Origin of the sequence: Hymenobacter sp. J193 (genome assembly GCF_024700075.1) — a bacterium.
Classification (GTDB): Bacteria; Bacteroidota; Bacteroidia; order Cytophagales; family Hymenobacteraceae; genus Hymenobacter.
This window is the reverse complement of the sequence record NZ_JAJONE010000001.1, coordinates 1099151-1122040: the sequence shown is the minus strand read 5'-3', so window position 1 is coordinate 1122040 and position 22890 is coordinate 1099151. Positions and strand designations below refer to the sequence as shown.

The 22890-nt window shown below is 62.3% G+C and carries 17 protein-coding genes; 8 read left to right on the top strand and 9 right to left on the bottom strand.

What is annotated here, in order from left to right:
• The first annotated feature begins 16 nt into the window (after positions 1-16).
• From LRS06_RS04795 to lgt, 5 genes are all read left to right on the top strand, one after another.
• The gene (locus LRS06_RS04795) at positions 17-1186 is read left to right on the top strand and encodes a metallophosphoesterase (RefSeq protein ID WP_257870440.1); all 1170 of its coding nucleotides are present in this window, start codon (positions 17-19) and stop codon (positions 1184-1186) included.
• 80 nt (positions 1187-1266) lie between these two features.
• Positions 1267-3201, top strand: coding sequence for an NAD(+) synthase (gene nadE, locus LRS06_RS04790; protein ID WP_257870439.1), 1935 nt, complete (start codon positions 1267-1269; stop codon positions 3199-3201).
• Positions 3202-3406: 205 nt separating this feature from the next.
• Entirely contained in the window at positions 3407-4039 is a 633-nt protein-coding gene (locus LRS06_RS04785; protein ID WP_257870438.1) for an RNA polymerase sigma factor, read from the top strand.
• Entirely contained in the window at positions 4032-4310 is a 279-nt protein-coding gene (locus tag LRS06_RS04780; protein ID WP_257870437.1) for a hypothetical protein, read from the top strand. Before LRS06_RS04785 ends, LRS06_RS04780 begins: the two co-directional genes overlap by 8 nt.
• Before the next feature lie 143 nt (positions 4311-4453).
• A complete protein-coding gene (lgt, locus tag LRS06_RS04775) occupies positions 4454-5425 on the top strand; it encodes a prolipoprotein diacylglyceryl transferase (protein WP_257870436.1) in 972 nt (323 codons plus the stop codon).
• 154 nt (positions 5426-5579) lie between these two features.
• Here lgt and fbaA read toward each other — a convergent pair whose 3' ends face one another.
• The 4 genes from fbaA to yidD all read right to left on the bottom strand — a co-directional run bounded on the left by fbaA (position 5580) and on the right by yidD (position 8148).
• Positions 5580-6665: a class II fructose-bisphosphate aldolase gene (gene fbaA, locus LRS06_RS04770; protein WP_257870435.1), complete on the bottom strand. Its 1086-nt coding sequence runs from the start codon at positions 6663-6665 to the stop codon at positions 5580-5582.
• A gap of 171 nt (positions 6666-6836) precedes the next feature.
• On the bottom strand, positions 6837-7574 hold the full coding sequence (locus LRS06_RS04765; protein ID WP_257870434.1) for a hypothetical protein: 738 nt from the start codon (positions 7572-7574) through the stop codon (positions 6837-6839).
• A 5-nt stretch (positions 7575-7579) separates the two neighbouring features.
• Entirely contained in the window at positions 7580-7735 is a 156-nt protein-coding gene (locus LRS06_RS04760) for a hypothetical protein (protein ID WP_257870433.1), read from the bottom strand.
• Between the two features lie 191 nt (positions 7736-7926).
• Positions 7927-8148: a membrane protein insertion efficiency factor YidD gene (yidD, locus tag LRS06_RS04755; protein ID WP_196953432.1), complete on the bottom strand. Its 222-nt coding sequence runs from the start codon at positions 8146-8148 to the stop codon at positions 7927-7929.
• A 477-nt stretch (positions 8149-8625) separates the two neighbouring features.
• On the opposite strand from yidD, the gene LRS06_RS04750 reads away from it, so the two are divergent.
• The 3 genes from LRS06_RS04750 to LRS06_RS04740 all read left to right on the top strand — a co-directional run bounded on the left by LRS06_RS04750 (position 8626) and on the right by LRS06_RS04740 (position 15456).
• On the top strand, positions 8626-12246 hold the full coding sequence (locus tag LRS06_RS04750) for an alpha-amylase domain-containing protein (RefSeq protein WP_257870432.1): 3621 nt from the start codon (positions 8626-8628) through the stop codon (positions 12244-12246).
• A 190-nt stretch (positions 12247-12436) separates the two neighbouring features.
• Positions 12437-13279 carry a hypothetical protein gene (locus LRS06_RS04745; protein WP_257870431.1) on the top strand — a complete coding sequence of 281 codons (843 nt, stop codon included), beginning with the start codon at positions 12437-12439 and terminating at the stop codon, positions 13277-13279.
• Positions 13280-13386: 107 nt separating this feature from the next.
• Positions 13387-15456 (top strand): helix-hairpin-helix domain-containing protein, encoded by a 2070-nt coding sequence (locus tag LRS06_RS04740; RefSeq protein ID WP_257870430.1) that lies wholly within the window; start codon positions 13387-13389, stop codon positions 15454-15456.
• A gap of 15 nt (positions 15457-15471) precedes the next feature.
• On the opposite strand, the gene LRS06_RS04735 is transcribed toward LRS06_RS04740, so the two are convergent.
• The 5 genes from LRS06_RS04735 to LRS06_RS04715 form a co-directional block, all read right to left on the bottom strand.
• The gene (locus LRS06_RS04735; RefSeq protein WP_257870429.1) at positions 15472-18735 is read right to left on the bottom strand and encodes a reprolysin-like metallopeptidase; all 3264 of its coding nucleotides are present in this window, start codon (positions 18733-18735) and stop codon (positions 15472-15474) included.
• 198 nt (positions 18736-18933) lie between these two features.
• Positions 18934-20034 carry a transglutaminase domain-containing protein gene (locus LRS06_RS04730; RefSeq protein ID WP_257870428.1) on the bottom strand — a complete coding sequence of 367 codons (1101 nt, stop codon included), beginning with the start codon at positions 20032-20034 and terminating at the stop codon, positions 18934-18936.
• 41 nt (positions 20035-20075) lie between these two features.
• Complete coding sequence (locus tag LRS06_RS04725) at positions 20076-20870, bottom strand: DUF3857 domain-containing protein (RefSeq protein ID WP_257870427.1); 795 nt, start codon at positions 20868-20870, stop codon at positions 20076-20078.
• 1 nt (position 20871) lies between these two features.
• A complete protein-coding gene (locus LRS06_RS04720) occupies positions 20872-21213 on the bottom strand; it encodes a hypothetical protein (RefSeq protein ID WP_257870426.1) in 342 nt (113 codons plus the stop codon).
• Positions 21214-21244: 31 nt separating this feature from the next.
• The gene (locus LRS06_RS04715) at positions 21245-22885 is read right to left on the bottom strand and encodes a DUF3857 domain-containing protein (protein WP_257870425.1); all 1641 of its coding nucleotides are present in this window, start codon (positions 22883-22885) and stop codon (positions 21245-21247) included.
• Positions 22886-22890 lie beyond the last annotated feature (5 nt).

The following is a 22890-nucleotide window of genomic DNA, read 5'->3' as shown; positions in this document are numbered from 1 at the left end:
CTTATAGCCGGCTATTATGCTCAAAAAAATACTGCTGGGTACACTTTTGCTATACGTCGCCTACGTGCTTGGCGGCATTGGCCTTATTGCCTTGGGCACTATTGACAAAGTGTATTTTATGCCGGGCTGGTCGGTTAAGGGGCCTAAGAGCGACAAGTCGGGCTTCTCTGCCGACGGCCCCTTGGTGTTTTACCAAGATAGTCTGCTGATCAGCCGGCGCATTGCCCCGCAGGGCGGCTCCCTTGTGCTGCTGACGGATACGCTGCGCGCCGGCACCGCAAACGTGGTGACGTGCTTTGCCGACGAAACCAGCCAGGAGTTTCAGGTACCCCTGCGGTCGGAAAATCAGGTTCCGGCCGATACGTACGCCGAGCCGGAAAAGCTGCTGGCTGTTTCCGACATCGAAGGCAACTTCAAAGGTTTTCAGGCCCTGTTGCAGGGCGCCGGGGTAGTGAATGATAAACTAAGCTGGCAGTTTGGCCGGGGCCACCTGGTGCTGGTCGGTGACTTTTTTGACCGGGGCCTCAACGTGACGGAATGCCTGTGGCTTATCTACAAGCTGGAGCAGGAAGCCGAGCAGGCCGGGGGCCGGGTGCACTTCATCGTGGGCAACCACGAGCGGATGAACATGACGGAACATTTCAAGTACGTGCGCCGGAAATACCGCGTGAATGCCGATACATTGGGTGTACCGTACAACCAGTGGTACAACCGTACAACCGTGCTGGGGCGGTGGCTGCGGAGCAAGAACGTAGTCGAAAAAATCGGGGCTACGCTGTTTGTCCACGGCGGCCTCAGTCCGGAAGTAGTGGGGCAAAAACTACCCCTATCGAAGCTCAATGATCTGGCCCGGATCAGCCTCGACAAACCCGTTGCGGCCCTCACGGCACTGGAAAAGCAGGTGACGCAGCCACCGAGCAGCCCGGACTGGTACCGTGGGCTGGCGCTGAAGGAAGCTTCGGCGGCGCACGTAGCGCAGCTGTTGCAGCTCTACGCAGCTTCGCGAGTCGTCATCGGGCACACGCCGGTCGAACACATCAGTACGCTTTATGATGGCAAAGTAGTAGCTATTGACCTGCCGCACCAGGAGCTTACTGATGCCGGCAGCCCGGTACAAGCACTGTGGCTGGAAAAAGGCCAACTGGCGGTAATAGACAGTAAGGGACAGAAAAGCGCGTTGAAGTAAAGCCGGACTGTTCTTCGGGCCGGCGCAACCCAATCCGCCGAAATACAGTTGCTTTGTGGGACCAACCTTTGCTTCCCACCATGCGAATAGCCGGCGCTGCCCTTAATCAAATTCCCTTCGACTGGAGCCACAATCTGCGGAATATCCGCGAAGCCATTGAGCAGGCCCAGGCCGCCGGCGTGGAGCTGCTCTGCCTGCCCGAGCTGTGCCTGACGGGCTACGGCTGCGAAGACCTGTTTTTGAGCGAGTGGCTGCCCGAGGCGGCATTGGAGCACCTGCAGCTCATTCGGCCCTGGACGCAGGGAATCTGCGTGGTGGTGGGCCTGCCGGTACGCCTGAATCACCGGACCTATAATACAGCCGCCGTGCTGCGCGACGGGCAGATTCTGGGCTTCGCGGCCAAGCAGTTTCTGGCCAATGACGGCGTGCACTATGAGCCGCGCTTTTTCCACGCCTGGCCCGCTGGTGAAACGACCACGGTAACGTGGAAAGGGGAGGAGTGGCCGCTCGGGGATATGATTTTTGAGCACCAGGGCGTGAAGTTCGGCTTCGAAATCTGTGAGGACGCGTGGCGGCCCGACGACGTGCGCCCCGCCTGCCGCCTTGTCGACCGGGTGCAGCTGATTGTAAACCCCTCGGCCTCGCACTTTGCTATGAGCAAGACCGACGTGCGCTACCACCTCGTGACGGAGGCCTCCCGCAACTTCCGCTGCACCTACCTCTACGCCAACCTGCTCGGCAACGAAGCCGGCCGCATCACCTACGATGGTGAAATTTTGGTAGCCCGCCACGGCCACCTGCTGCTGCGCAACCAGCTCATGAGCTTCAAGGAAGTGGACATGGAGTGCGTGGACGTGGATTTCGCCCAGGAGCTAGCGCCGGCCGAAACTATTGAGCTGCTGCCTGCCCCCGACGAATACCGGGAGCTGAATCAGGCGCTCAGTCTGGCCCTGTTTGACTACCTGCGCAAGGCCCGCAGCCGGGGCTTCGTGCTGAGTCTCAGCGGTGGCGCCGACTCCTGCCTATGTGCCGTAGCCGTAGCCGAAATGGTAAGGCTGGGCACGACCGAGCTGGGCACGGCCGAGTTCATGCGCCGCTCGGGCTGCTTTACGGCCGAGGAGATAGAGCAGCTGGCTGGCCCTGTTGCCCCCGTGCCCGACCAGAACGCGCCCGGCCCGAAGGACGCATCCCTGACGGACCCCAGCCAGCACCAAAAGACCATCAACCAACAGCTAATGGCGCGGCTGCTTACCTGCGCTTACCAGGGCACCGTCAACTCGTCCGACGACACCTTCAACTCCGCCAAAGAGCTGGCCGATTCCATTGGAGCCGTGTTTTACAACTGGGAAATCGACGCGGAGGTGACGGGCTACACCGGCAAGATTGAGCAGGCCATTGGCCGGCCCCTAACGTGGAAAACCGACGACCTAGCCTTGCAAAACATCCAGGCCCGGGTGCGCGCCCCCGCCATCTGGCTGCTGGCCAACGTGCAGAACTGCCTGCTCATCACCACCTCCAACCGCTCGGAGGCCAGCGTGGGCTATTGCACCATGGACGGCGACACAGCCGGCTCCATCTCGCCTATTGCGGGCGTAGATAAGGACTTTGTGAAGAAGTGGCTGCGCTGGGCCGAAACGGAGTTGAACTACCCCGCCCTGCGCCACGTGAACGGCCTGCAGCCCACCGCCGAGCTACGCCCCCTCGAAGAAAAGCAAACCGACGAGCGGGACCTGATGCCCTACGTGCTGCTCAACCGCATCGAGCGGCTGGCTTTCTACGACCGGCTCAGCCCGCGCCAGGTTCTGGCCACGCTGGTGCAGGAAGACCCCGTCGCCGATGCCGAGCAGCTCAAAACCTACGTGAAGCGCTTCTACTCGCTCTGGAGCCGCAACCAGTGGAAGCGCGAGCGGTACGCTCCCAGCTTTCACCTCGACGACTACAACGTGGACCCGCGCTCCTGGCTGCGCTTCCCCATCCTGAGCGGGGGCTACACCCAGGAACTGAACGCACTGTAGCAGCTTGGGAGGTTCTTGCCAGCCGTTGTAGGTGCGGTACTTTGCTGAAATAATACAGCTCATTGCCAGTACATTGCGGAATAATTGGCCCGGTTGGCGCAAGTTTTTTGTGCTAACCGGGCCTAAGCTTGTGTGACCCCAGTACTTGCGGCAGCGGCCGGAGACAAACCGGGCCCTTTTCTATTCTTCCGTTTTCGCTTCACTGGTGTACACTCTTCCGCTGCCCGCTACGCAACCGCCCGTGCTTTTTGAGCCGCCTGCCATTGCTTCTGCCGATGCCGAGCTGGTAGCGCAGTTGCAAGCAGGCAGCGAGGCGGCGTTTCGCACCCTGGTGGAGCGGTTCCAGAACCGCATCTACCGCACAGTGCTGGCGCTGCTACAGTCGCCGGAGGAGGCCGAAGATGTGGCTCAGGAAGTCTTCGTGGAAGTTTACCAGACCATTGGCCGGTTTCGGGGTGAAGCGGCGCTGAGCACCTGGCTTTACCGGCTCGCTACCTCGCGCGCCCTGAAGCACCGGCGGCGGGCCCGGGCAATAAAGCGTTTCGCCTATTTCACCAGCCTGCTGGGCTTCGACAACCACTCACTGCCCGAGCCGGCGGATAATGAACACCCCCAGGCCCAGCTGGAAGGCCAGCAGCAGGTGGCACTGCTGCTGGTGCACATTGCTCGTCTGCCCGACCAGCAGCAGGTAGCTTTCACGCTGCGCCACGAGCAGGAGCTGAGCTACGAGCAGATAGCCGCCGTGCTCGGTACCAGCGTGCCGGCCGTTGAGTCGCTGCTGTTTCGGGCCCGCAAAACGCTTCGCACCCACTTTCAACCTTCCCTGCGCCATGTCTGATTCAGCTCCACGTCCCCATGCCGATGAAGAATGGGAAGACCTCTTGCGCCAGTGGCGTGCGCAGCCCGCACCCCAACCCCGCCCGTACTTTTACAGCCGGGTGCGGGCCCGCCTCATCAGCGAAACGGCAGAGCGCCGGCCGCACCGCGCCTGGGTGCGCTGGCCTGCCTACGCCGTGATGCTGGGCATCGTGCTGCTGCTCAGCGGCGACGGAGCAGCTTTACCTTCGGCACCAGACGCCGAGCACGAAACGCAGCTTAACAACCGGTAGCCTCCTTGTATATACACGCTAATTGGCCCTGGGCCATGGGCCGGGGCAGGGGCTTGCCCTACCTCGTGAGCAGCTCCCCGCGGTAAGCCGATTGCGCTGACTACCTTTGAACCCTTCTTTCTTTTTTGTAAACCATGCCCTCTATGCTTGCTTTCATTATCTGGGAACAGTCGCCCATTATTGCCCAGCTGGGCCCGCTTACACTGCGCTGGTACGGCGTGCTGTTCGCGTTGGGCTTCGTGTTTGGCTCGTTCATTCTCACCCACATCTACAAAGCAGAGCGGGTAAGTGAGCGGTGGGTGGATGTCATTACCATCTACATGATTGCGGGCACGGTGTTGGGCGCGCGTCTGGGCCACGTGCTCTTTTACTCCCCGGAGTATTACCTTACCTCAGAGCACTTTCTGGAAATCTTCAAGATCTGGGAAGGTGGCCTGGCCAGCCACGGTGCTACCCTGGGGATTTTGTTGGCTGTGTGGCTGTTCAGCCGCCGCAACAAGTTTGACTACCTCTGGGTACTCGACCGGATTGTGATTGTAGTAGCCGTGGGCGGGGCCTGCATCCGGCTAGGTAACCTGATGAACTCCGAAATCGTGGGCCGGCCCACGGACGTGCCCTGGGCTTTTGTATTCCCCCGCGACACGGAGCACCTGCAGCAGGCCAATCCCGGCCAGACGGTGCCCGCGGGTTCCGTACTGGTGCGACGCATTCAGAATCCTGATAAAACGATGAGCATTGAAACGGCCCCTGCCGGGGCTACCGTCACGGCACCTACCGAAGTAGCCGTGCCGCGCCACCCCACCCAAATTTACGAGTCCCTGTTCTGCGTCTTCCTGTTCGTACTGCTCTACGGGCTCTGGAATAAATACAAGGACCGCACGCCGCGGGGCCTGCTGTTCGGGCTGTTTGTGGTGCTGCTGTTCTCGTTTCGCTTCCTGGTAGAGTTCCTGAAGGAAGACCAAGTGGATTTTGAAAAAGGCATGGCCCTGAATATGGGCCAGTGGCTGAGCATTCCAATGATTTTTGTGGGCTTTTGGGTACTGTTCCGCGCCGGTAAAGACCCCAACAACCGCTACGGGTACGCCGTGCGTACCACGGATGAGCACAAATCTTAACGGAATCCACAGATTTCGTGAACGGCGCGGTTGGTGTTTGTAAAACACAGACAACAAAAAAGCCTCGCGCTGTGCGAGGCTTTTTTGTTGCTGAAAACGTCCACAAAATCCGCGAAACTCGAAAAATCCGCCCAATCCGTGGTTCCCGTCGTTGTTAGAAGCGCCGGTTTACGGCGTTGAGGTCTTCGAAGGCCGACTTAAGGCGGGTAACGAAGGTTTGCTCACCGGCGCGCAGCCACACGCGCGGGTCGTAGTATTTCTTGTTGGGCGAGTCCTCGCCGGTGGGGTTGCCGATCTGGCTTTGCAGGAAGCCTTCGTTTTTCTGGTAGTACCCACGGATACCGTCCCAGAACGCCCACTGCAGGTCCGTGTCGATGTTCATCTTGATGGCCCCGTAGCTGATGGCTTCGCGGATTTCCTCCTGCGAGGAGCCCGAGCCGCCGTGGAACACGAAGTTGATGGGCCGCTCGGCTTCCAGCGCGTATTTCTCCTTCACGAAGTCCTGGGAGTTCTTCAGGATAACGGGCTGCAGCTTCACGTTGCCGGGCTTGTACACGCCGTGCACGTTGCCGAAAGCCGCCGCAATGGTAAAGCGCGGGCTTACTTTGCTCAGCTCCTCGTAAGCGTAGGCCACTTCCGAAGGCTGAGTGTAGAGCTTCGAGGAGTCCACGTCGGAGTTGTCCACGCCATCTTCCTCGCCACCGGTTACGCCCAGCTCAATTTCCAGCGTCATGCCGATTTTGGCCATGCGCTCCAGGTACTTCTTGCAGACTTCGATGTTCTCCTCAATCGGCTCTTCCGAAAGGTCGAGCATGTGGGAGCTGAACAGGGGCTGGCCGTGCTCGGCGTAGTATTTCTCGCCGGCATCGAGCAGGCCGTCAATCCAGGGCAGCAGCTTTTTGGCGGCGTGGTCGGTGTGCAGAATCACGGGCACCCCGTAGGCTTCGGCCATCAGGTGCACGTGGTGGGCACCCGAGATGCCGCCCGCAATACTGGCTTGCTGCTTGTCGTTGGGCAGGCCTTTGCCGGCGAAAAACTGCGCGCCGCCATTCGAAAACTGAATGATAACGGGCGAGTTCAGGTCGCGGGCAGCTTCCAGCACGGCATTTACCGTGTCGGTGCCGGTCACGTTCACGGCGGGCAGCGCGTAGCCATTGGCTTTCGCGTGGTCGAAAAGCTGCTGCACTTCGTCGCCGTGCAGCACGCCGGCGCGCAGGCCGGTAAGGGTTTGGTCAGCCATAGGGAAGGCAATGCGGCGCTGCCTCCGGTGAGGCCCGCGCCAGGGTGATGAATCAGGGGTCAATGATAGGAAAAAAGCGCGGCCCGCAGCAGCTTTCTACCCAGATAGATGGAGTTTCTACCGGCTAGTAAACCGCTGCGGGCCGAAAAAGTAGCTACCAAGCCAGGTTTTTTACAGCTTATACTGATACAGGGTACCCTGTTCGGTGCTGATCATAAGTGTAGCATTGTCGGTAAAAACGACACCCTCCGTCTGGCCCGCCCCATTCAGGGAAACCACTTTGGGGGTGGCTTTGAGGGCTTCCTCCAGGTTGTTGCCTTCCAGCAGATACAGCTGCTCGCGGCCCAGCAGCGCCAGGCGGCGACCATCGGGACTAAGGTCAGCGCCGGTTACCTCCCCGTTGATGGCGAGCTTGCTTAGCAGCTTAGCCGTATGCTTGCCGGGCTGGTCGGGGAGGGTGTACACTTTGCTGGTGCTGTGCTGGGCGCGGTCTTTGGTGAAGAGGTAGAGCTGCCCGTTGTGCCATAAAGAAGCCTCGCAGTCGAAGTTGCGGTCGGCTTTGGTAGGCGGAAACTCGCTCTGGTCGGCGTAGGCAAAGCTGATGCGGCCTATCTGCTGGGGCTGGCTTGGGTTGAGTCGGTAGATGACCAGGTCGCGGCGGCTGTTGTCATTGTTGCCGGCGTCCGTCACGAAAAGGTTACCGCTGTTATCCTGGGCCAGGCTTTCCCAGTCAGTGTTTTCTGCCGAAGAAAGCTTAAGGCTGTTGAGGAGCTTGCCCTGGGCATCGATTTCAAACAGCACCGGGGCATTGCCGGCATCGGCGTGGGTGTAGAACGTGCCGGGCCGAGGGCCGCGGGCCAGCCCCGAGCTTTCGGGTACGCCGCCGCTTAGCTGGCCCAGGCGCTGCAAGTCGGCTACGGGCGCGTCGCTCTTGTCTTTTTGCCCTTTTTGCCGCCCTTTTTGCCTTTTTCGGCTGATTTTTTCTCGGTTTCGCCCGTTGTTTGAGCTTCGGAGCAGCTACTGGTAAGCAACAGCCCGGCCAGGGCCGAGGTAAGAACTGTCAGACGCATAATAAGTGCAGTAAATGCTGAAAAAAAGCTGCGGCAGCCACGGGCCACCACAGCAAGTCAGCCTCTTATACGGAGAAGCAGTGAAATAGTGAGATAGTGAGTTGGTGAGTTTGACGTTTTAGCGGCGCATTCTGCGCAAGTAGCGCCGCTGGAACGTCAAACTCACCAACTCACTATTTCACCATCTTACCTCAGGGAACCGGGTCGTAGCCATGGCCGCCCCAGGGGTGGCAGCGCCCGATGCGGCGCAACGCCAGTCGGCCGCCGCGCCAGGGTCCGTACTTCTGCACGGCTTCGGCCGCATAGGCCGAGCAGGTGGGCGTAAAGCGGCAGCTGGCCGGCGTGAGCGGTGAAATCAAGCGGCGGTAAACCCAGATAAGAGCCAGCAGCAGGTGGCGGAACAGAAAAGCCATAATCAGAAGCAGAACCGAAAACGAGCGGGCGTGGTTCTCGCCGGAAGTACGCGGTTTCTTCGTCGGCACGCAGGCAAAGGAAATCGGACCGGGCCGGTTAGCGGGTATTGCGTTGCGCACAGGCAAGTAGTCGGCAACAGATTATAGCGCTACTTAGGCCCCAGGTTTATGGTCTGGTTTTGTCTTTGCAAATATAACACAGCTAATTTTCGCTGCAGGATGCATGGCTAATTTTCGCTCCGGTAAAATTGGTCGGCTGGCTAAAGCTGCCTGAGCAGTGGTGTGATATTATATGGATAATATTGCTCTATTGCCTGATTTATCTGGTAGGCACCGGGTAGGCCTCGGATGAATAGACGCCAGTTTATACTAGCTGATAGACCGTGGCCTAAGTGAAAAGAAAATAGTATTTTTGCGGCCTCAAACCCCACCTCTCGTGCTGATGAAAAAAAATTACTTCCTGGTTTTGCTGGGCCTGTGGCTCTTACTTTCCGGGTTGCCGGCCCGCGCCCAGACCACCATCAAAAAGTAGTCCTGCAGGGCTTCTGGTGGGACTATTACAATGATACCTACCGCTTTAAATGGGCCGACTACCTCACGGAAATGGCCCCGCGCCTGAAGTCCATGGGCATTGATGCCGTTTGGATTCCGCCCACGCCCAAAAACAAGAATGCCACCAACGACGTTGGGTACTCGCCTTTCGACCAGTACGACCTGGGCGACAAATACCAGAAAGGCGACGTGCGCAGCCGTTTTGGCTCCAAGGATGAGTTTCTGCGCATGGTGGCCGTGCTGCACGCCAACGGCATTGAGGTGATTCAGGACGTGGTGCTCAACCACGTGGATGGCGCCGGCACCGCCGATGGCTCCGGCGGCCAGGACCCCAACGGTATGTCGACCTCAGCCAACGGTGGCTACAAAACCTTTCGGTACAGCTGCTTTGGCACGCCCCTGCCCGAAACCGACGACTCCGGCACCGCCTACGCGCAGCGCCAGGGCCGCTGGTCGAAAAACTACGCCAACTTTCACGCCCACCTGGGCCACAACACCACGAGCGGCGACATGGCCGCCCCGCACTTCGGCCCGGACTTCTGCTACGGCGGCAACGACGGCGGCAGCGACGGTTATGGCCCGCTCAGCAGCGAGTACCTGGCGCAGCATCCTACGGCTTACAACCCCGCACAAAGCGCCGGCTACAGCCGCGACCAGGCCCGCAGCTGGATTGTGTGGATGAAAAAGCAGACTGGCGTGGACGGCTTCCGCTGGGATGCGGTGAAACACTTCGACTACGCCACCCAGCAGGATCTGACCTATAATCTGAAATACAACGCCGGCTGGGCCAATGGCGGCAACGCCATGTTCAACGTGGGGGAATACGTGGGCAGTGCCGGCGAGCAGGACAGCTACCTCGACGCCGTGAACGGCCAGAACGGCGGCTCCGAGTTTCAGACCGGTACCTTCGATTTTGGGCTGCGCGGCGCCCTAAAGGCCATGACCGATGGCGGTGACGGCTACAACCTGGGGGCCGTTGCCGGCAGCCAGCAAAGCCGGCGCGTGGCCCAGTACGGCAGCGGCAGCAGCGCCGTGTACGTGCACCGCACCGTGCCTTTCGTGAACAACCACGACACCTTTCGGCCGAAGCTGAACAGCAATGGCAACTATATCGGCTGGGATTCGGGCAACGAGCTGGGCGGCGGCCACATCGACCCGTTCAACGACCGGTTGTCGGCGGCCTACGCCATTGCGCTGGCCGTGGACGGCGCCCCGCAGGTTTTCTTTGAAGACCTGTTCAACGTGGGCAACACCGGCAAGCGCTGGAGCCACCTGGCTACCAGCACCACCGACCTGCCCGTACGCTCCGACCTGGAAAACCTGCTGTGGTGCCACCAGAACCTGAACTTCAAGGACGGAGCCTACAAAGTGCGCCCCGACGCCGATAAGTCGACCCCTAACCACATGATTATTGAGCGGAGCGCCCGCGCTGTTGTCGGCATCAACAACAGCTACAATAACTGGCAGAACAGCTGGATTAAGTGTGACTTTGCGCCCGGCACCGTGCTGAAAGACTATTCCGGCGCCAACGGCAACGACACCAAAACGGTAAACAACGACGGGTACGTCAACATCAACACCCCACCCTGCAACGGTACGGCCCTGCTGGGCCGCCGGGGCTACTCGGTGTGGGCACCCGTGAACATGGGCACCAGCTACAGCCCGGGCCGGGCTACGGCTACCTCCCAGGAGTGGGAAATGGCCGACGACCTGGGCGACCTGAACTGCCGCAGCCTGGGGCAGGGCGGCCGTCTGCCGGATAACTCCACCAACTCGCGGCTGGTAGGCAAAATCTACGTGGAAGCCGGCAAAGCCATTCAGTACGAGCTGTACCCCGAAGCGGCCGGCAACACCCGCAGCCTCACCATCGGCCTGTACGACCTCAGCGGCACGCCGCTGAGTGCAGCCTCGGGCACTGCCTCGGCCGCGGGCAGCTACACGCCCACCACTACCGGCTGGGTGGCCCTGAAGGTGCGCAACACCAGCAACACCTACGCCGGGCAGCGCTGCTATGTGAAAGCTACATACACGGCCCCCGCCGTGGTGAACACGCGCACGGCCCCGGCTCCGGAGAATACGGTAGCCATCTGGACGGGCAATGACAACTCCAACGATCCTGCCGACTGCCGCAACTGGGAAAACGGCATAGAGCCCTCCGCTACCACCGATGTGCTGGTGCCGGCCGGTGCCACGTTTGCCCCGCGCTTTGCCGTGGGTTCCTTCACGGCCCGCAACCTCACCGTAGCCCCCGGCGCAACCCTGGAAGTAGCCAGCGGCAGCACGCTCACGCTTACCGGTAATCTGGTCAACCAGGGCAGCGTCACGGCTACGGGCACCGTTAGCTTTGCCGGTACCACCAATCAGACGATTACCGGGGCTACGTCCTTTGCCAACCTCACGCTTAACAACGCGGCCGGCCTGACGCTGGCTGCGCCCGTGGCCATCAACGGCGCCCTCACGCTCACCAGCGGCCGTCTGCGCCTGGGTACTCATGACCTGACGCTGGGCAGCGCCGCCACCATCAGCGGGGCCGATGCCAGCCACTACATTCAGGTGAACAATACGGCGGCCAGCGCCGGCAGCCTGGTGCGGCCGGTAGCTACGGGCGCCAGCGTGCAGTTTCCCATCGGAACCGGCACCAGCTACACGCCTGCCACGGTAGCCAACAACGGCGTGGCTACCAGCTTTCGGGCGCGGGTGTTTGAGGGCGTACTCGCCAGCGGCACCAGCGGCGGCCCCTACGACAAGGCGGCGGAGTTTGTGAGCCGGACCTGGGAAGTCGTGCCCGCTGCGGCTGGCGTGGCGGCTACCCTTACGCTGCAGTGGAACGCTGCCGAGGAAGGCGCCAGTGTGGAGCGGGCCAAAATGCGCGTGTATGGGTACGTGGGCGGCGCCTGGACCAGCCTGGCAGGCAGCGCTGCTACCGCCAGCGCCCCGTACAGGGCTACGGCTACCAGTACAGCTAATGCCTCCGTTTTCAGCGTGGGATTGGTTAATCAGCCTCTTCCGGTATCATTGACCGACCTGAGCGCGCAGCGTCAGGGCAACGCCGTGCAGATAACCTGGAATACGGCTTCGGAGCTGAACAACGCGTACTTTGTGGTTGAGAAATCCGCCAATGGGCGGGAGTTCGAGGCCGTTGGCCGCGTGGCCGGACAGGGTACTTCGGCCCAGCCGCATACCTACGTGCTGCGGGATGAGCACGCGCCCGGCGCACTGTACTACCGTCTGCGGCAGGTAGACGTCAGCGGGAAATCAACCCAGAGCCTGGCGGTGTTTGTGGCGGCGGCCGGTGCCGTCGGGCAGGTCCGCCTTTCTCCTAACCCCACAACCGGGCAGGTGATGGTGCACGGCCTCGCGGCGGCCCCCGCCAGCCTGACGGTTACCTCCCTGCACGGCAAAGTGCTGCTGAGTTTCCGGGCAGCTTCCGCGGCCGAGGCCAGCAGCCAGCTTAGCGCCGCCGTAACGCGTTGCCCGGCCGGGGTATATATGATAACCCTGGTGCAGAACGGTCAGCGTCAGCACCTCAAGCTGGTGAAGGAGTAACCCCTGATTTTTTTGTTGGCAAGCTGAAGACAATACCGCCCCGGTGCCGCAAGGTGCCGGGGCAGTTTGCTGTCTGGCCAGGATATAGACTATAGAAAATTATTGCGCTAAGGCCCTTGCGCAAAGCCGGGCCGCCTGCTACCTTCCAGCTATGCGAAAAATATACCTATCAGTGAGTTATTGTATGTTGATGGCAGGCTGGGCGCACGCCCAGGGCAGCGGACCCGGGGTAGCCGGCGCCCGCGCGGCGGGTATGGGCCAGGCCGCCGCCACGCTCTCCGATGTATGGGCGCTAAGCAACAACGTAGCCGGCCTGGGCTCCCTGAACCGCCTGGAAATTGGCGTGGCCGCCGAAAACCGGTTTCTGACGCGGGCCCTTTCTACCGCTACGCTGGCGGCGGCCGCGCCTCTGGGCCGCGCTACCGCTGACAACGCGGCCGGCCGCTACGGCGTGGTGGGCATCACGTTCCAGCGCTTCGGCGACAAGCTCTACAACGAGCAGCGCGTAGCCGCCGGCTATGCCTACCGCACCGGCGTGATGAGCGTGGGCGCCCGGGTAGATATGCTGCAGGTGAGTCTGGAAGGGCTGGGCAGCCAGCGGGCCGTGGCTGCTTCGGTGGGCGCCCAGGCCGAGCTGCTGCCCCGGCGGCTGGTTTTCGGGGCCTTCCTCTACAACCTCAACCAAGCCAGGCTGGCTTCCTACGAGGATGAGCGCGTGCCTACAGTGCTGCGCGCCGGCCTCTCGTACCGCCCCACTGAGAAGGTGATGCTGAACGCGGAGGTGGAAAAAGACCTGGACCGCGGTGCCGAGTTTCGGGGCGGACTGGAGTACCAGGCCCTGCCGGCCCTGGCCTTGCGGGCGGGTGTGCTCGGTTTGTCGGAGCAGGTGACGGGCGGCGCCGGGCTGCGGGCCGGCCGCTTCCGCTTCGACTACGCTGCCGCCTGGCACTCGTCGCTGGGGCTGAGCCAGTTTCTCACGGCAGCGTTCCGGCTGGATTCTCCGGAGGCCGCTACTGTTCCGGCGCAGCCATGAAGAAGCTGAAAACCTGCCAAGGCGCTTCCCGGGATGAATCGGCCCGGCCGGCCGGGCACTGGCACAAACGGGTCAGAAATGGAGCAGCAGTGCTTGCCCTGGTGCTCATGGCTTCAGTTGCCCGGGCCCAGGAGTACGTGCGGCCTCAGCCCGACCTTGACAAGCTGATGCAGGAGCTGTTTGCCGAGCCCCAGAGCGACCAGGTGCCCTACGAAGACCTCTACGAGACGCTGGTCCAGCTCTACCAGACGCCCCTCAACCTGAACACGGCTACGGCCGAGGAACTCCGTTCCCTGCTGCTGCTTTCCGAGTCCCAGATTGCCGCCCTGCTGCAGCATCGCCAGGAATTCGGGCCGCTGCTCAGTATTTATGAGCTCCAGACGATTCCGGGGCTGGATCTGCGCGCCATTTACCGCGTGGCGCCCTTCGTGACGGTGGTGAACGTGAACCCCAACGGTACCCGCGGTCCGCTCTGGCAGCGCATTCTGCAGGAAGACAACAATGCCCTGTTCATTCGCTACGAGCGGGTGCTGCAGCAGCGCCAGGGCTACACCGCGCCCGATACTACCAGCAGCGGCAGCCTCAGCAGCCGCTACCTCGGCTCCCCCGATAAGCTCCTGATCCGCTACCGCACCAGCCACACCCGCGACTTTAGCCTGGGGTTTGTGGCCGAGAAAGACGCCGGCGAGCAGTTCGTGTGGAACCCGGCCACCCGCCGCTATGGCGCCGATTACCTCTCGGCGCATTTCGTGGTGCAGGAACGGGGCCGGCTGAAAACCCTGGCTTTGGGCGACTATCAGCTGCAGTTTGGGCAGGGCTTGCTGCTGTCCTCGGGGCTGCAGGTGGGCAAGGGCGCCGAAACCATTACTTCCCTGCGGCGCAGCTCCCTGGGTGTGCGGCCGTATTCCTCGGTGCTGGAAAGCACGTTTTTCCGGGGCGCGGCGGCTACCGTAACAATGGCGCGGGGCCTGCAGGCTACGGTATTCGGTTCCCGCAAGCGGGTGGATGCCAACGTGCAGGCCGCTACCGATACCCTGGCCGAGTTCGACGAGTTTTCTTCGGGCGTGCTGCTCACGGGCTTTCACCGCACGGCCTCGGAGTTGGCTAACCGCAAGCAGCTGCGCGAAACCATCGGGGGCGGCAACCTGAACTACGCCAACCGCGACGGGAGCTTCACGGCGGGTTTCACGGCCGTGCATACGGCCTACGACAAGGCCCTGCAGCGCCAGCCGGAACTGTACAACGCCTACGAGTTTCGGGGACGTACCAATACGGCCGTGAGCGTAAACTACAGCTACGGGCGCGGCAACGTGAACTTCTTCGGCGAAACGGCCCGCTCGGCCAGCGGCGGCATCGGCACCATCAACGGCCTGCTCGTAAGCCTGGCCTCGAATGTGGATGCCTCGGTGCTCTACCGGCACTACGACCGGGACTTTCACACATTCTACGGCAACGCCCTCAGCGAAAACACCCGCAATATCAACGAAACCGGCCTGTACATGGGGCTGAAAGTGCGGCCCGTAGCCCGCTGGGAGCTGTCGGCGTACTACGACCAGTTCCGGTTTCCGTGGCTGAAATACCGGGTCGGGGCTCCTTCCCAGGGCCACGACTGGCTGGCGCGGCTCACGTTTGCGCCCACCAAGACCAGCACGCTCTACGTGCAGGTGCGCACCCGCGTAAAGCCCTACGACTTCGACACCGACCCCTCGCGCCTGCTGCCGCTGCCCGAGCCCACCGTGCGCCGCAGCATCTTAGGCTACTACAATGCCGATGTGACCCCCATCTTCAGCCTGCGTACCCGCGTGCAGGGCACCCGCTACCGCGAGGCCGACGGACCCTGGCGCACCGGCTTTCTGATGGCCCAGGATGCCTCCGTGGCCATCGGCCGCCCGCTACGCCTCACGGCCCGCTACGCCCTCTTCGATACCGACGACTACGACACCCGCCAGTACGTGTTTGAGCAGGACGTGCTGTACGCGTTTTCGGTACCGGGCCTCTACGGGCGGGGTACACGCATGTATTTGCTGGCGGAGGGCCGCCTCAGCCGCCACCTCACCCTCTGGGTGCGCTACGCCACTACTCGCTTCCGCGACGTAGCTACCGTGGGCTCAGGGCTGGAGGAAATTCAGGGACCGGAGCGCTCCGAGGTGAAAGCCCAGCTACGCTACCGCTTCTAGCCCCGGTACAGCTACTTATAGCTTCGTCAGTCGGAGCGTGACCGGGGCGGCGTTGTCAATCTGTACGCGCACCAGGTAGAGGCCGGCTGGCTGGGCCGGGAGCAGCAAAGGGCGCTGCACGCGGGTGCCAGGCTTGGCAAAGGTTTCGCGGCTGATTTCGCGCCCTAAGGCATCAAGCACCTGTACCTGCGCTGTGCCGCGCCGGGCGTTATCGAGCAAAAGCTGAAACTCGCCGGAGCCGGGGTTCGGGAAAACCGACACGCCCGCCAGCGCGCTGGCCGTAGTGGTGGCCGTGGCCGTGTTGCGGATGGTGCACAGTTCCAGCGTCCAGGCCTGCAGACTGCCGCCCAGCGTGTTGCTCTGGTCCTGCACCGTCAGCGTCCAGGTGCCGTTGGCGGAGAGGCCCTGCAGGGCAGAAAGCGGGTTGGCAGGCTTCGCGCTGGCATTGCTGGAGAGCGGACAGGCCACAGCGGCCGTAGCCTGGTCATCGAAGGAAACCTGTACGCCGCTGGTACCGGCGCAGGCATCGGTAGCCAGCACCACGCGCTGCCCGGTGGGGGAGGTAAGCGCCACAATCAGCTCCGATACATCGGGATAGGTAACGGCCAGGTTGCGCACATTCACATCCGCTACTTTATCGGCGCTTTCAACTACCACCGTAGAGGAAACCGTAGCTACCGCCGATACGCCCAGCACCTTGGGCACATCCGTGCTGACGAACGTCTGACAGTCAATGCTACCAACAGTGAAGCTGGCGGCCTCCGAAAAAGGACCGTTACTGCACGAAGCGTTATGGCCCCGCACACGCCAGAAATACGTGGTGCCGGGCGTAAGCGCCGTGGGCAGTGTGAAGCTGGTGCCGATGATATCCGTTTGCGTAAAAACGGGTTGGGCGAAGTCCGCGTCCGTAGCCAGCTGCAGCTCGTAGCTGGTGGCATTGGCAGCCGCAGCCCAGCTCAATACCGGCAGGTTCGACACGCTGGTGGAGCTGGCGGCCGGAGCCTTCAGGGCAGGCGCGGCGGTAACGGCCGTCGGAATCCGGAAGCTGAAGGTTTGGGTGCGCACCTGGCTGCCGGCGGTGGCGGTGATAGTAACGGAATAGGTTCCGGTAGCCAGGGTAGCCGGTGTGGTGAGCGTGAGTTGTACCGGGCCGAAGACTGTTACAGTGGCAGGCGAAAAGGTAGCCGTAACCCCTGCCGGTAGCTTGCTGGCCGAGAGTGTGATGCTGCCCGAAAAGCCCTGCAGCGCCGTCAGCACCAGATTGGTCGTGATGGTAGTGCCGGGGCAGGAGGTTAATTCGGCGCTTTCGCCCCCGCGGCTCAGGGCAAACGTAGCGGCGGCGGGCACCTCAATCGTGCTGTTCTGGTTGGAGATGTCGAAGTAGATGTTGCCCACGGCTGCCACTTTGATGCGGGCCTGCGTGGTGGCCGGCGTATTGGACGGAATAGAAACCAGCTGGGCACCGTCGTTGGGCGTACCGGCCGCCAGCGTAATGGGAAACGTCTGGCCCCCGTCGGTGGAAAGCAGAATGTCAACCAGCTGGGTGTTGATGGGGGCCTGATTGGTGCGGGCCACGTCCCAGGCAACGCGCTGCGGGGCGCCGGCCAACCACGTCTGCGCGGCGGCGGGCTCCGTCACCAGAAATGGCCCGGCCGTACCCACCACGGGCAGCAGCACGGTGTCGGCGGCGAAACCACCGCGGTTGTCGCGGGTGGTAAGCCGAAAAACCAGCCGCCGGGCGTAGGAAGGCAGCACTTCCCCAACGCGCGTGGTATTGCTCAGCAGGTCGGCAAGGTTCGGAAACGTGCGGGCTGGGCTGGTCGTTGGAGCATACGACCGGAAAATAGGCGCACTCCCGCGGGGCGCGGTAGGCGCGCCGGCGGCGCCCTTGTCGAACTGCTCCCAGCAGTACGTCAGGATGTTGCCGTCCACGTCGGAGCCCGAGCCGGTCAGCGTAAACGGGGTGCCGATGGGCAGCACGTAGCGGCTGCCAGCCGAGGCCGTGGGCGCGTGGTTGGCCGTGCTGGTAAGAGCCGGGCAGGCACTACCCGAGCCCGAGGCCGCAAACGTGCTGATTTCGTCCAGGCTGATAGCGTGGAAGTACGGGTCGGAGTTGGCCTGCAGATTCTGGGGGGCGCAAATGCCCGCGTAGGCCATAATGGTGGTGCCGCTGCCTGGCTCGTAGGCCGTCGTACTTTCGCGGTTGCCGCCCGCGCAGTTGCCCGCCGTGCCGTTGAAGGTATGGCTGGCCCCGAACTGATGGCCGATTTCGTGGGCCACGAAGTCCACATCGAAGGCGTCGCCGGAGGGGTTGGGCAGGCCGGTCCCGCCCTGGGCTTTATAGCCGTTTTCGCACACCACGGCCATCGAGGCCAGCCCCCCATCAGCGGTGCAGAAGAGGTGACCAATATCGTAGTTCGCCGTACCGATTCTCTCGTCGATAATGCGCTGATTGGTGTTCAGGGCCGCGTCGTCCACCTCGTTGGAATACGGGTCCGTGGCCGGGTCAAGGTAGATCAGCGTTTCTTCGTTGTCGACCAGCTGCAGGCGGATGGCCAGCTCCCTTTCGTAGATGCCGCTCACCCGATTGATGGAGGTGGTAATGCCCGCCAGCGCGCCCGCCACGGTGCCGCCTTTCGCCCGTGCGTACTCCCCGGTGCAGGCCACGGCAATGCGGTAGGTGCGGAGCTGCTCACCGCTGGCACTAACCTGGGTGCGGGCCGTCTGGGCGACCCCGCGGCCACTGGTTACGTAGCACACCGGGGCTGCGCCAGTCAGGGCCGAACGGTCGTACACCACGTGGGTGGCCGCGCCGGCCGGGTCGATGTACACCGTGCCGGAGGCCGACAGAATCTGGGCGTGCAAGCCCGCGGGCGTCACATCCAGCCGCACGGTGGCCGTGGGGTCGTCGATGCCCTGGCCGGCGTAGGTGACTATCTGCGGAAAGCGGGCTGCCAGCGCGGCGGGCAGCACCGGCACCGTCGTCAGCTGGAAGCGGCCGGACGTGCCGTTGGGCAATGGCAGGGCTATAACGGTAGCGGCTGAGCTGCGGCGTGCGGCGGTTTCCGCCGAGGGTGCGGCTGCCAGCACCTGGCGCAGGGCCGTCAGCTGTACGTTCACCGGCCGGTAAGTACCCAGGCGCTGCACCACGGGGTGGCTAACGGCCGCGGCCGATGGCGCATCGGCCCACAGCACCCGCTGGGCGTGGGAGGCAGATACGCTCAGCAACAGCAGCGCACCGGCCCCGGCCAGCCGCCGTACAGCGCGCCGGGTAGACAAATAGAAAGCAGAAAAAAGCATCAGCAGCAGGCCAGTAGCAAGAGGGCCTTGAAAGTACGGAATTAGCTCTGATTTTCCCGCCGGGTATTCCGCCAATCAGGTTGGGCAGCCGACGAAGCGGTCCAGAAATAAACCAGCCCATTTCTCACGAGGAAAAATGGGCTGGAACAACGCTGTGGCAAGCTGGCGGCAAAGCCCTCAGACGTCGTTTTTCAGGAACACTAACGGAGTTTTGTCGGCTTTATTGATGCGGCGGCGAAAATCCAGGTAAGCCGGGTAGTCGGCCTTGGGAAAGCGCCCCCGGTTCATCTGCAACCGACGAATATACTGAATAGTACCGTCGGGCAGGGCCTGGAGCTGGGCCGAGTACGTGCCGAACGCGGTAGAAACCTGCACGGGGGCCGGTAAGTTTTCGGGCCGGAAGCCAGTCGGGGTTGTCAGCTGCACGGTATCGGCATCGAGGTAGGCAAAGCTCTGCCACACGTCCGTTTTCCGCTCCCCCAGCTGCGGCGCCGGCGCCCCCGATTGGTTGAGCACGTTGGGCACTACAAACACCCGCTTGCCGCTCACGGTGGCGTAGCGGGGCAGGCTCAGCTCCAGGTTTTCCACCATCACCGGTACCGGCAGCGTGGCCCCGGTCTTGAGGGTATAGCGGCTGATGGTGAAGCTGGGCACGGAAATCTGGCGGTAGGCGCGCTTTTTCTGGTCGTCGGGCGTGAGGTTGTGAAACACCTGAGCCAGATCGTCCTGCTGCAGGGCGGCCGTGCGGGTGCGCACCGTGGCGGTGGCGTTGCCCTGGTCATCAAGGCGCAGCTCGGCCCGGCGGAACTGGGTGTTGTCGGTGGCTTTATACACCGGGGTGCGCACCAGCTTGCCGCCCGCCGGCGTAAGCAGCAGCACGTGGCGTCCGGCCGTAAAGTCGCTCAGGTAGTTGAAGGGCGTGGTCTGGGACGTGCATTCCAGCCACACGGTATCGGCGCGGGCGGCCTGTTGCAGGGGCACGCACAAAATCATGTGGTTGAACTGGTTGCTGGGAAAGTCCGTCCGGATGTCCGGGCGGTCGGCCCCGGCCAGGGCGCAGTAGGAGGGCACGCCGGCCGCTTTCAGCAAAGCCATGCCGTAGTTCGACAGGGCTTTACAGTCGCCGTAGCCTTTGGCCGCTACCTCGGTGGCCGGAATGGTCTGCCAGCCGCCCAGGCCCAGCTGAATGGAAATGTAGCGGGTATTGGCCTGCAGATACTCGTACACCTGCCGCACCCGCTCGCGCACGTCGGGCACGCGCTGGGCCAGCTCCTGCATGCGCGTAAGCTGGGCGGCAGGCAGCTCGCCCCGTCCTTCGTTCAGCTGGTACTCCCACTGCTGCCGAATCCCTCCCAGGAAGTCAGGTCGCCGGCGTGGTTCTGCACCTCAAAGGTGGCCGGGGCAGTATATACGGCAGGCAGCAGCTCCCGCAGCGGCAGGCTGTACGACTCGGGCTCGAAGGCGGGCACATTGACGATGCTCCAGGCGTGCACCGTGTAGTTGCCTTCGGTGGTTTGCTTGTCTTGGCTGCCGGCCGGCAGGTTTACCTCGCGGTAGCGGAGGGCCGGCAGGCTGGCGGGCATCTTCACCCGAAACTGGGACTGTTCCACGCCCAGGTGCGTGGCCAGCACGGGCATCCAGACGGGGTAAAACAGGGTGTTGGACGTGGTGTACTCTTCCTCAAACTCCACCGTGTAGGGGTAGCGGCCCTGCTGCAGATTGGCAATGCGGGCGCGGTTGTCCTCGGCAATGCTGATGTCGGAGGTGATGCTCACGTCGCGCACGTCGGCGGAGCGCAGGGTGCGCAGCAGCTTGCCCTCGGCATCGTACACGGCGCCTTTCAGGTAGTTGATGCTCGTGAACTTGTCGTAGCCGACCTGGTCCACGGCGTAGTCGTCGCCGTCGGCATCCAGAATGGTAATGGCGTAGCGCAGCGTATTCACCGCCTGCCCCGCCGACTTCACCGTGAACGTTTGGTCGTAGAGGCGCACTACGGCGTGGGCATTTTCGCGCAGCGCGTCGGGAATGGTAGCAGCCGGGTACTTGGGCGGAGCGCCGGCCCAGGCAGCCGTAGAGGCCAGCAGCGCGGCGGACAATAAGCAGAAGCCTTTCATCTTAGGATTTCTTTTTCAGGACGATACGCTCGGCGTGCTTGGCCACAATCAGGCTGTAGAACTCGCGCAGGTTGGCGTACTCCTCGGCCGAGTAAGCGGCTTTGGTAAAGGAAATGCGGCTTACCACCTGCAGGCCGCCCGGCGTTGGGTTTATCAGGTACTGGAAGCGGCCCCCGTTGTCGGGCAGCGCCACGGCGGCATTTTTGGGCAGCTCTTCCACCTCGTAGCCTTCGGGCAGGGTGAAGGTGAGCATAAGCGTCTCGTCGTGGCCGGCGCCAAAATCAACCGGGAAGCGGCGGTCGGCCAGGCGGAACGGGTTTTCTTCTTCCCCGAAGTTCTGCATCGGGCTGAGGTAGAGGGTGCCCGCCGGCTCATTATCCCCGGCTACCTCCAGCTTCCATGTCTACGGCCAGCGGCTTGGCCAGCGCATCGGCCTGCTGCACCGTGTACTTGGGCACCGACCAGCCTTCCTTGCCTTTGATGTAGGTGGTTTCGATGTACTTCTTCTCGCCTAGCCGTTGCAGCGTGGCCCGGGCGTTGAGGGCCTGGTAGCCGCCGTGCTCGTCGTGGATTTTGCCTTTCCAGCCGCCCCGGCTGTCCAACTGCAACTGGGCCGTCTGGAAGTGCACGTAGCGTTGGGGTGAGCTGATAGTCAGCCAGTGGTCCTCCTGGTTTTTCTCGGTTACCAGGTGGCCCTGGGTGTTGAGCACGCGCTCCGGCAGCATCCCAAAGTCGGCTTGTTTCTGGGTGGCATCCAGCAGCAGGGGCTGGGTTTGGCCGGGCAGCGTCAAGGCCGCCAGCACGTAGTTGCAGCGGCTAACCATCGGAGAGGCTATGTCGAGGCGGCCGTTGTCGCGGGTGCTCAGGATAACGGGCGTGGCCGTCAGGCCCGCGTCGCGCAGCAGCCCGATCAGCAGCAGGTTGATATCGGCGGCAGTGCCACTGTGCAGCTCGTAGGCCTTCCGCACGCCGTTGCTATACATCCGGTCGTGGTCGTTGTACTGCATATTGGTGCGCACCAGCTGGTGCACGGCGGCCGCGCGGGCCAGGGGCTCGGTGTGCTTGGCCATGATGGCCGCCATTTCCGCTTTCAGAAAGCCGGTGCGGCCGATCTGGGCGCCAAAGTTATCGGATGAAAGCAGCTCCGAGTTGATTTTGGTCCAGCTGCCCATCTGCTGCGTGTAGCCCTGCTGGGGAAAGCGGGTGCCTTTCAGCTCAAAATCGACGCGGGCCACATAATCCTGCACCGTGGTAATGAAGGGCTCCTGGCGGAAGGCGGGCACGTCCTTCATAGCCCAGCGGTAGATCTTGGTGGACGGGGTTACGGTTTCCATTTCATTCCGGTCCCGTATCGTAAACTGAACCGTGCCGGAGCTCTGCTCGCTTACTTCCAGGGGCTCGTAGCCCTGCATCGACAGTCGATAGTCGAAATACTCCGGGATGCTGACCCGGTACTCGCTCCAGCGTACCGGGATGGAGCGCTGAAACTGCCAGTCCTGCAGGTTAAAGAGGAAATCCGACGACACCATGTAGGTGTATTCCACCACGGAGCCTTCCTTTACGTTGGGCAGGGTAAACTTGCGGGTGGAGCGGTTGGCATCCTGCTGCTCCGTGAATACGCCCGTCGACTCCAGTTTTTCCTTTACCAGCTGGCCATTCACCAGGTTGTAGGTAAAGCCGCGCAGGCCACCGACCCGCTCTTCGTTGCCGTTGGTCTTATATAGGGGGATTTTAACCGTAGCCCAGTCGTAGCCCGACTTTTTGAGGATTTTGATTCGCGTGGTGCGTTCAAACACCACTTTAAAGTCGTTCTGCGCATACTCAAAATGCGTCCGGCCGTAATCGGCCATCACCACGGCCTCGGCGGCGGTATCGGCGGCAAAGTTTTTCGCATCGAAGTCTTTCAATTCGAGCTTGCCAAACTTGATAGGGTCGGCCTGCGCGTGGGCTGATCGGGCTGTTGCGCAACCCAGGCTCAGGGCCAGGCCGGTAAGAGAAAGTACACGTAGTATCATAAAGG

Excerpts from the sequence above, each read along its gene's own strand:
- LRS06_RS04720 (WP_257870426.1), bottom strand. The coding sequence starts at position 21,213 with ATGCAGAACTTCGGGGAAGAAGAAAACCCGTTCCGCCTGGCCGACCGC.
- LRS06_RS04780 (WP_257870437.1), top strand. The coding sequence starts at position 4,032 with ATGTCTGATTCAGCTCCACGTCCCCATGCCGATGAAGAATGGGAAGAC.
- yidD (WP_196953432.1), bottom strand. The coding sequence starts at position 8,148 with ATGGCTTTTCTGTTCCGCCACCTGCTGCTGGCTCTTATCTGGGTTTAC.
- nadE (WP_257870439.1), top strand. The coding sequence starts at position 1,267 with ATGCGAATAGCCGGCGCTGCCCTTAATCAAATTCCCTTCGACTGGAGC.
- lgt (WP_257870436.1), top strand. The coding sequence starts at position 4,454 with ATGCTTGCTTTCATTATCTGGGAACAGTCGCCCATTATTGCCCAGCTG.
- fbaA (WP_257870435.1), bottom strand. The coding sequence starts at position 6,665 with ATGGCTGACCAAACCCTTACCGGCCTGCGCGCCGGCGTGCTGCACGGC.
- LRS06_RS04760 (WP_257870433.1), bottom strand. The coding sequence starts at position 7,735 with ATGCGTCTGACAGTTCTTACCTCGGCCCTGGCCGGGCTGTTGCTTACC.
- LRS06_RS04715 (WP_257870425.1), bottom strand. The coding sequence starts at position 22,885 with ATGATACTACGTGTACTTTCTCTTACCGGCCTGGCCCTGAGCCTGGGT.
- LRS06_RS04795 (WP_257870440.1), top strand. The coding sequence starts at position 17 with ATGCTCAAAAAAATACTGCTGGGTACACTTTTGCTATACGTCGCCTAC.
- LRS06_RS04745 (WP_257870431.1), top strand. The coding sequence starts at position 12,437 with ATGGCAGGCTGGGCGCACGCCCAGGGCAGCGGACCCGGGGTAGCCGGC.
- LRS06_RS04730 (WP_257870428.1), bottom strand. The coding sequence starts at position 20,034 with ATGCAGGAGCTGGCCCAGCGCGTGCCCGACGTGCGCGAGCGGGTGCGG.
- LRS06_RS04740 (WP_257870430.1), top strand. The coding sequence starts at position 13,387 with ATGGCTTCAGTTGCCCGGGCCCAGGAGTACGTGCGGCCTCAGCCCGAC.
- LRS06_RS04725 (WP_257870427.1), bottom strand. The coding sequence starts at position 20,870 with ATGAAAGGCTTCTGCTTATTGTCCGCCGCGCTGCTGGCCTCTACGGCT.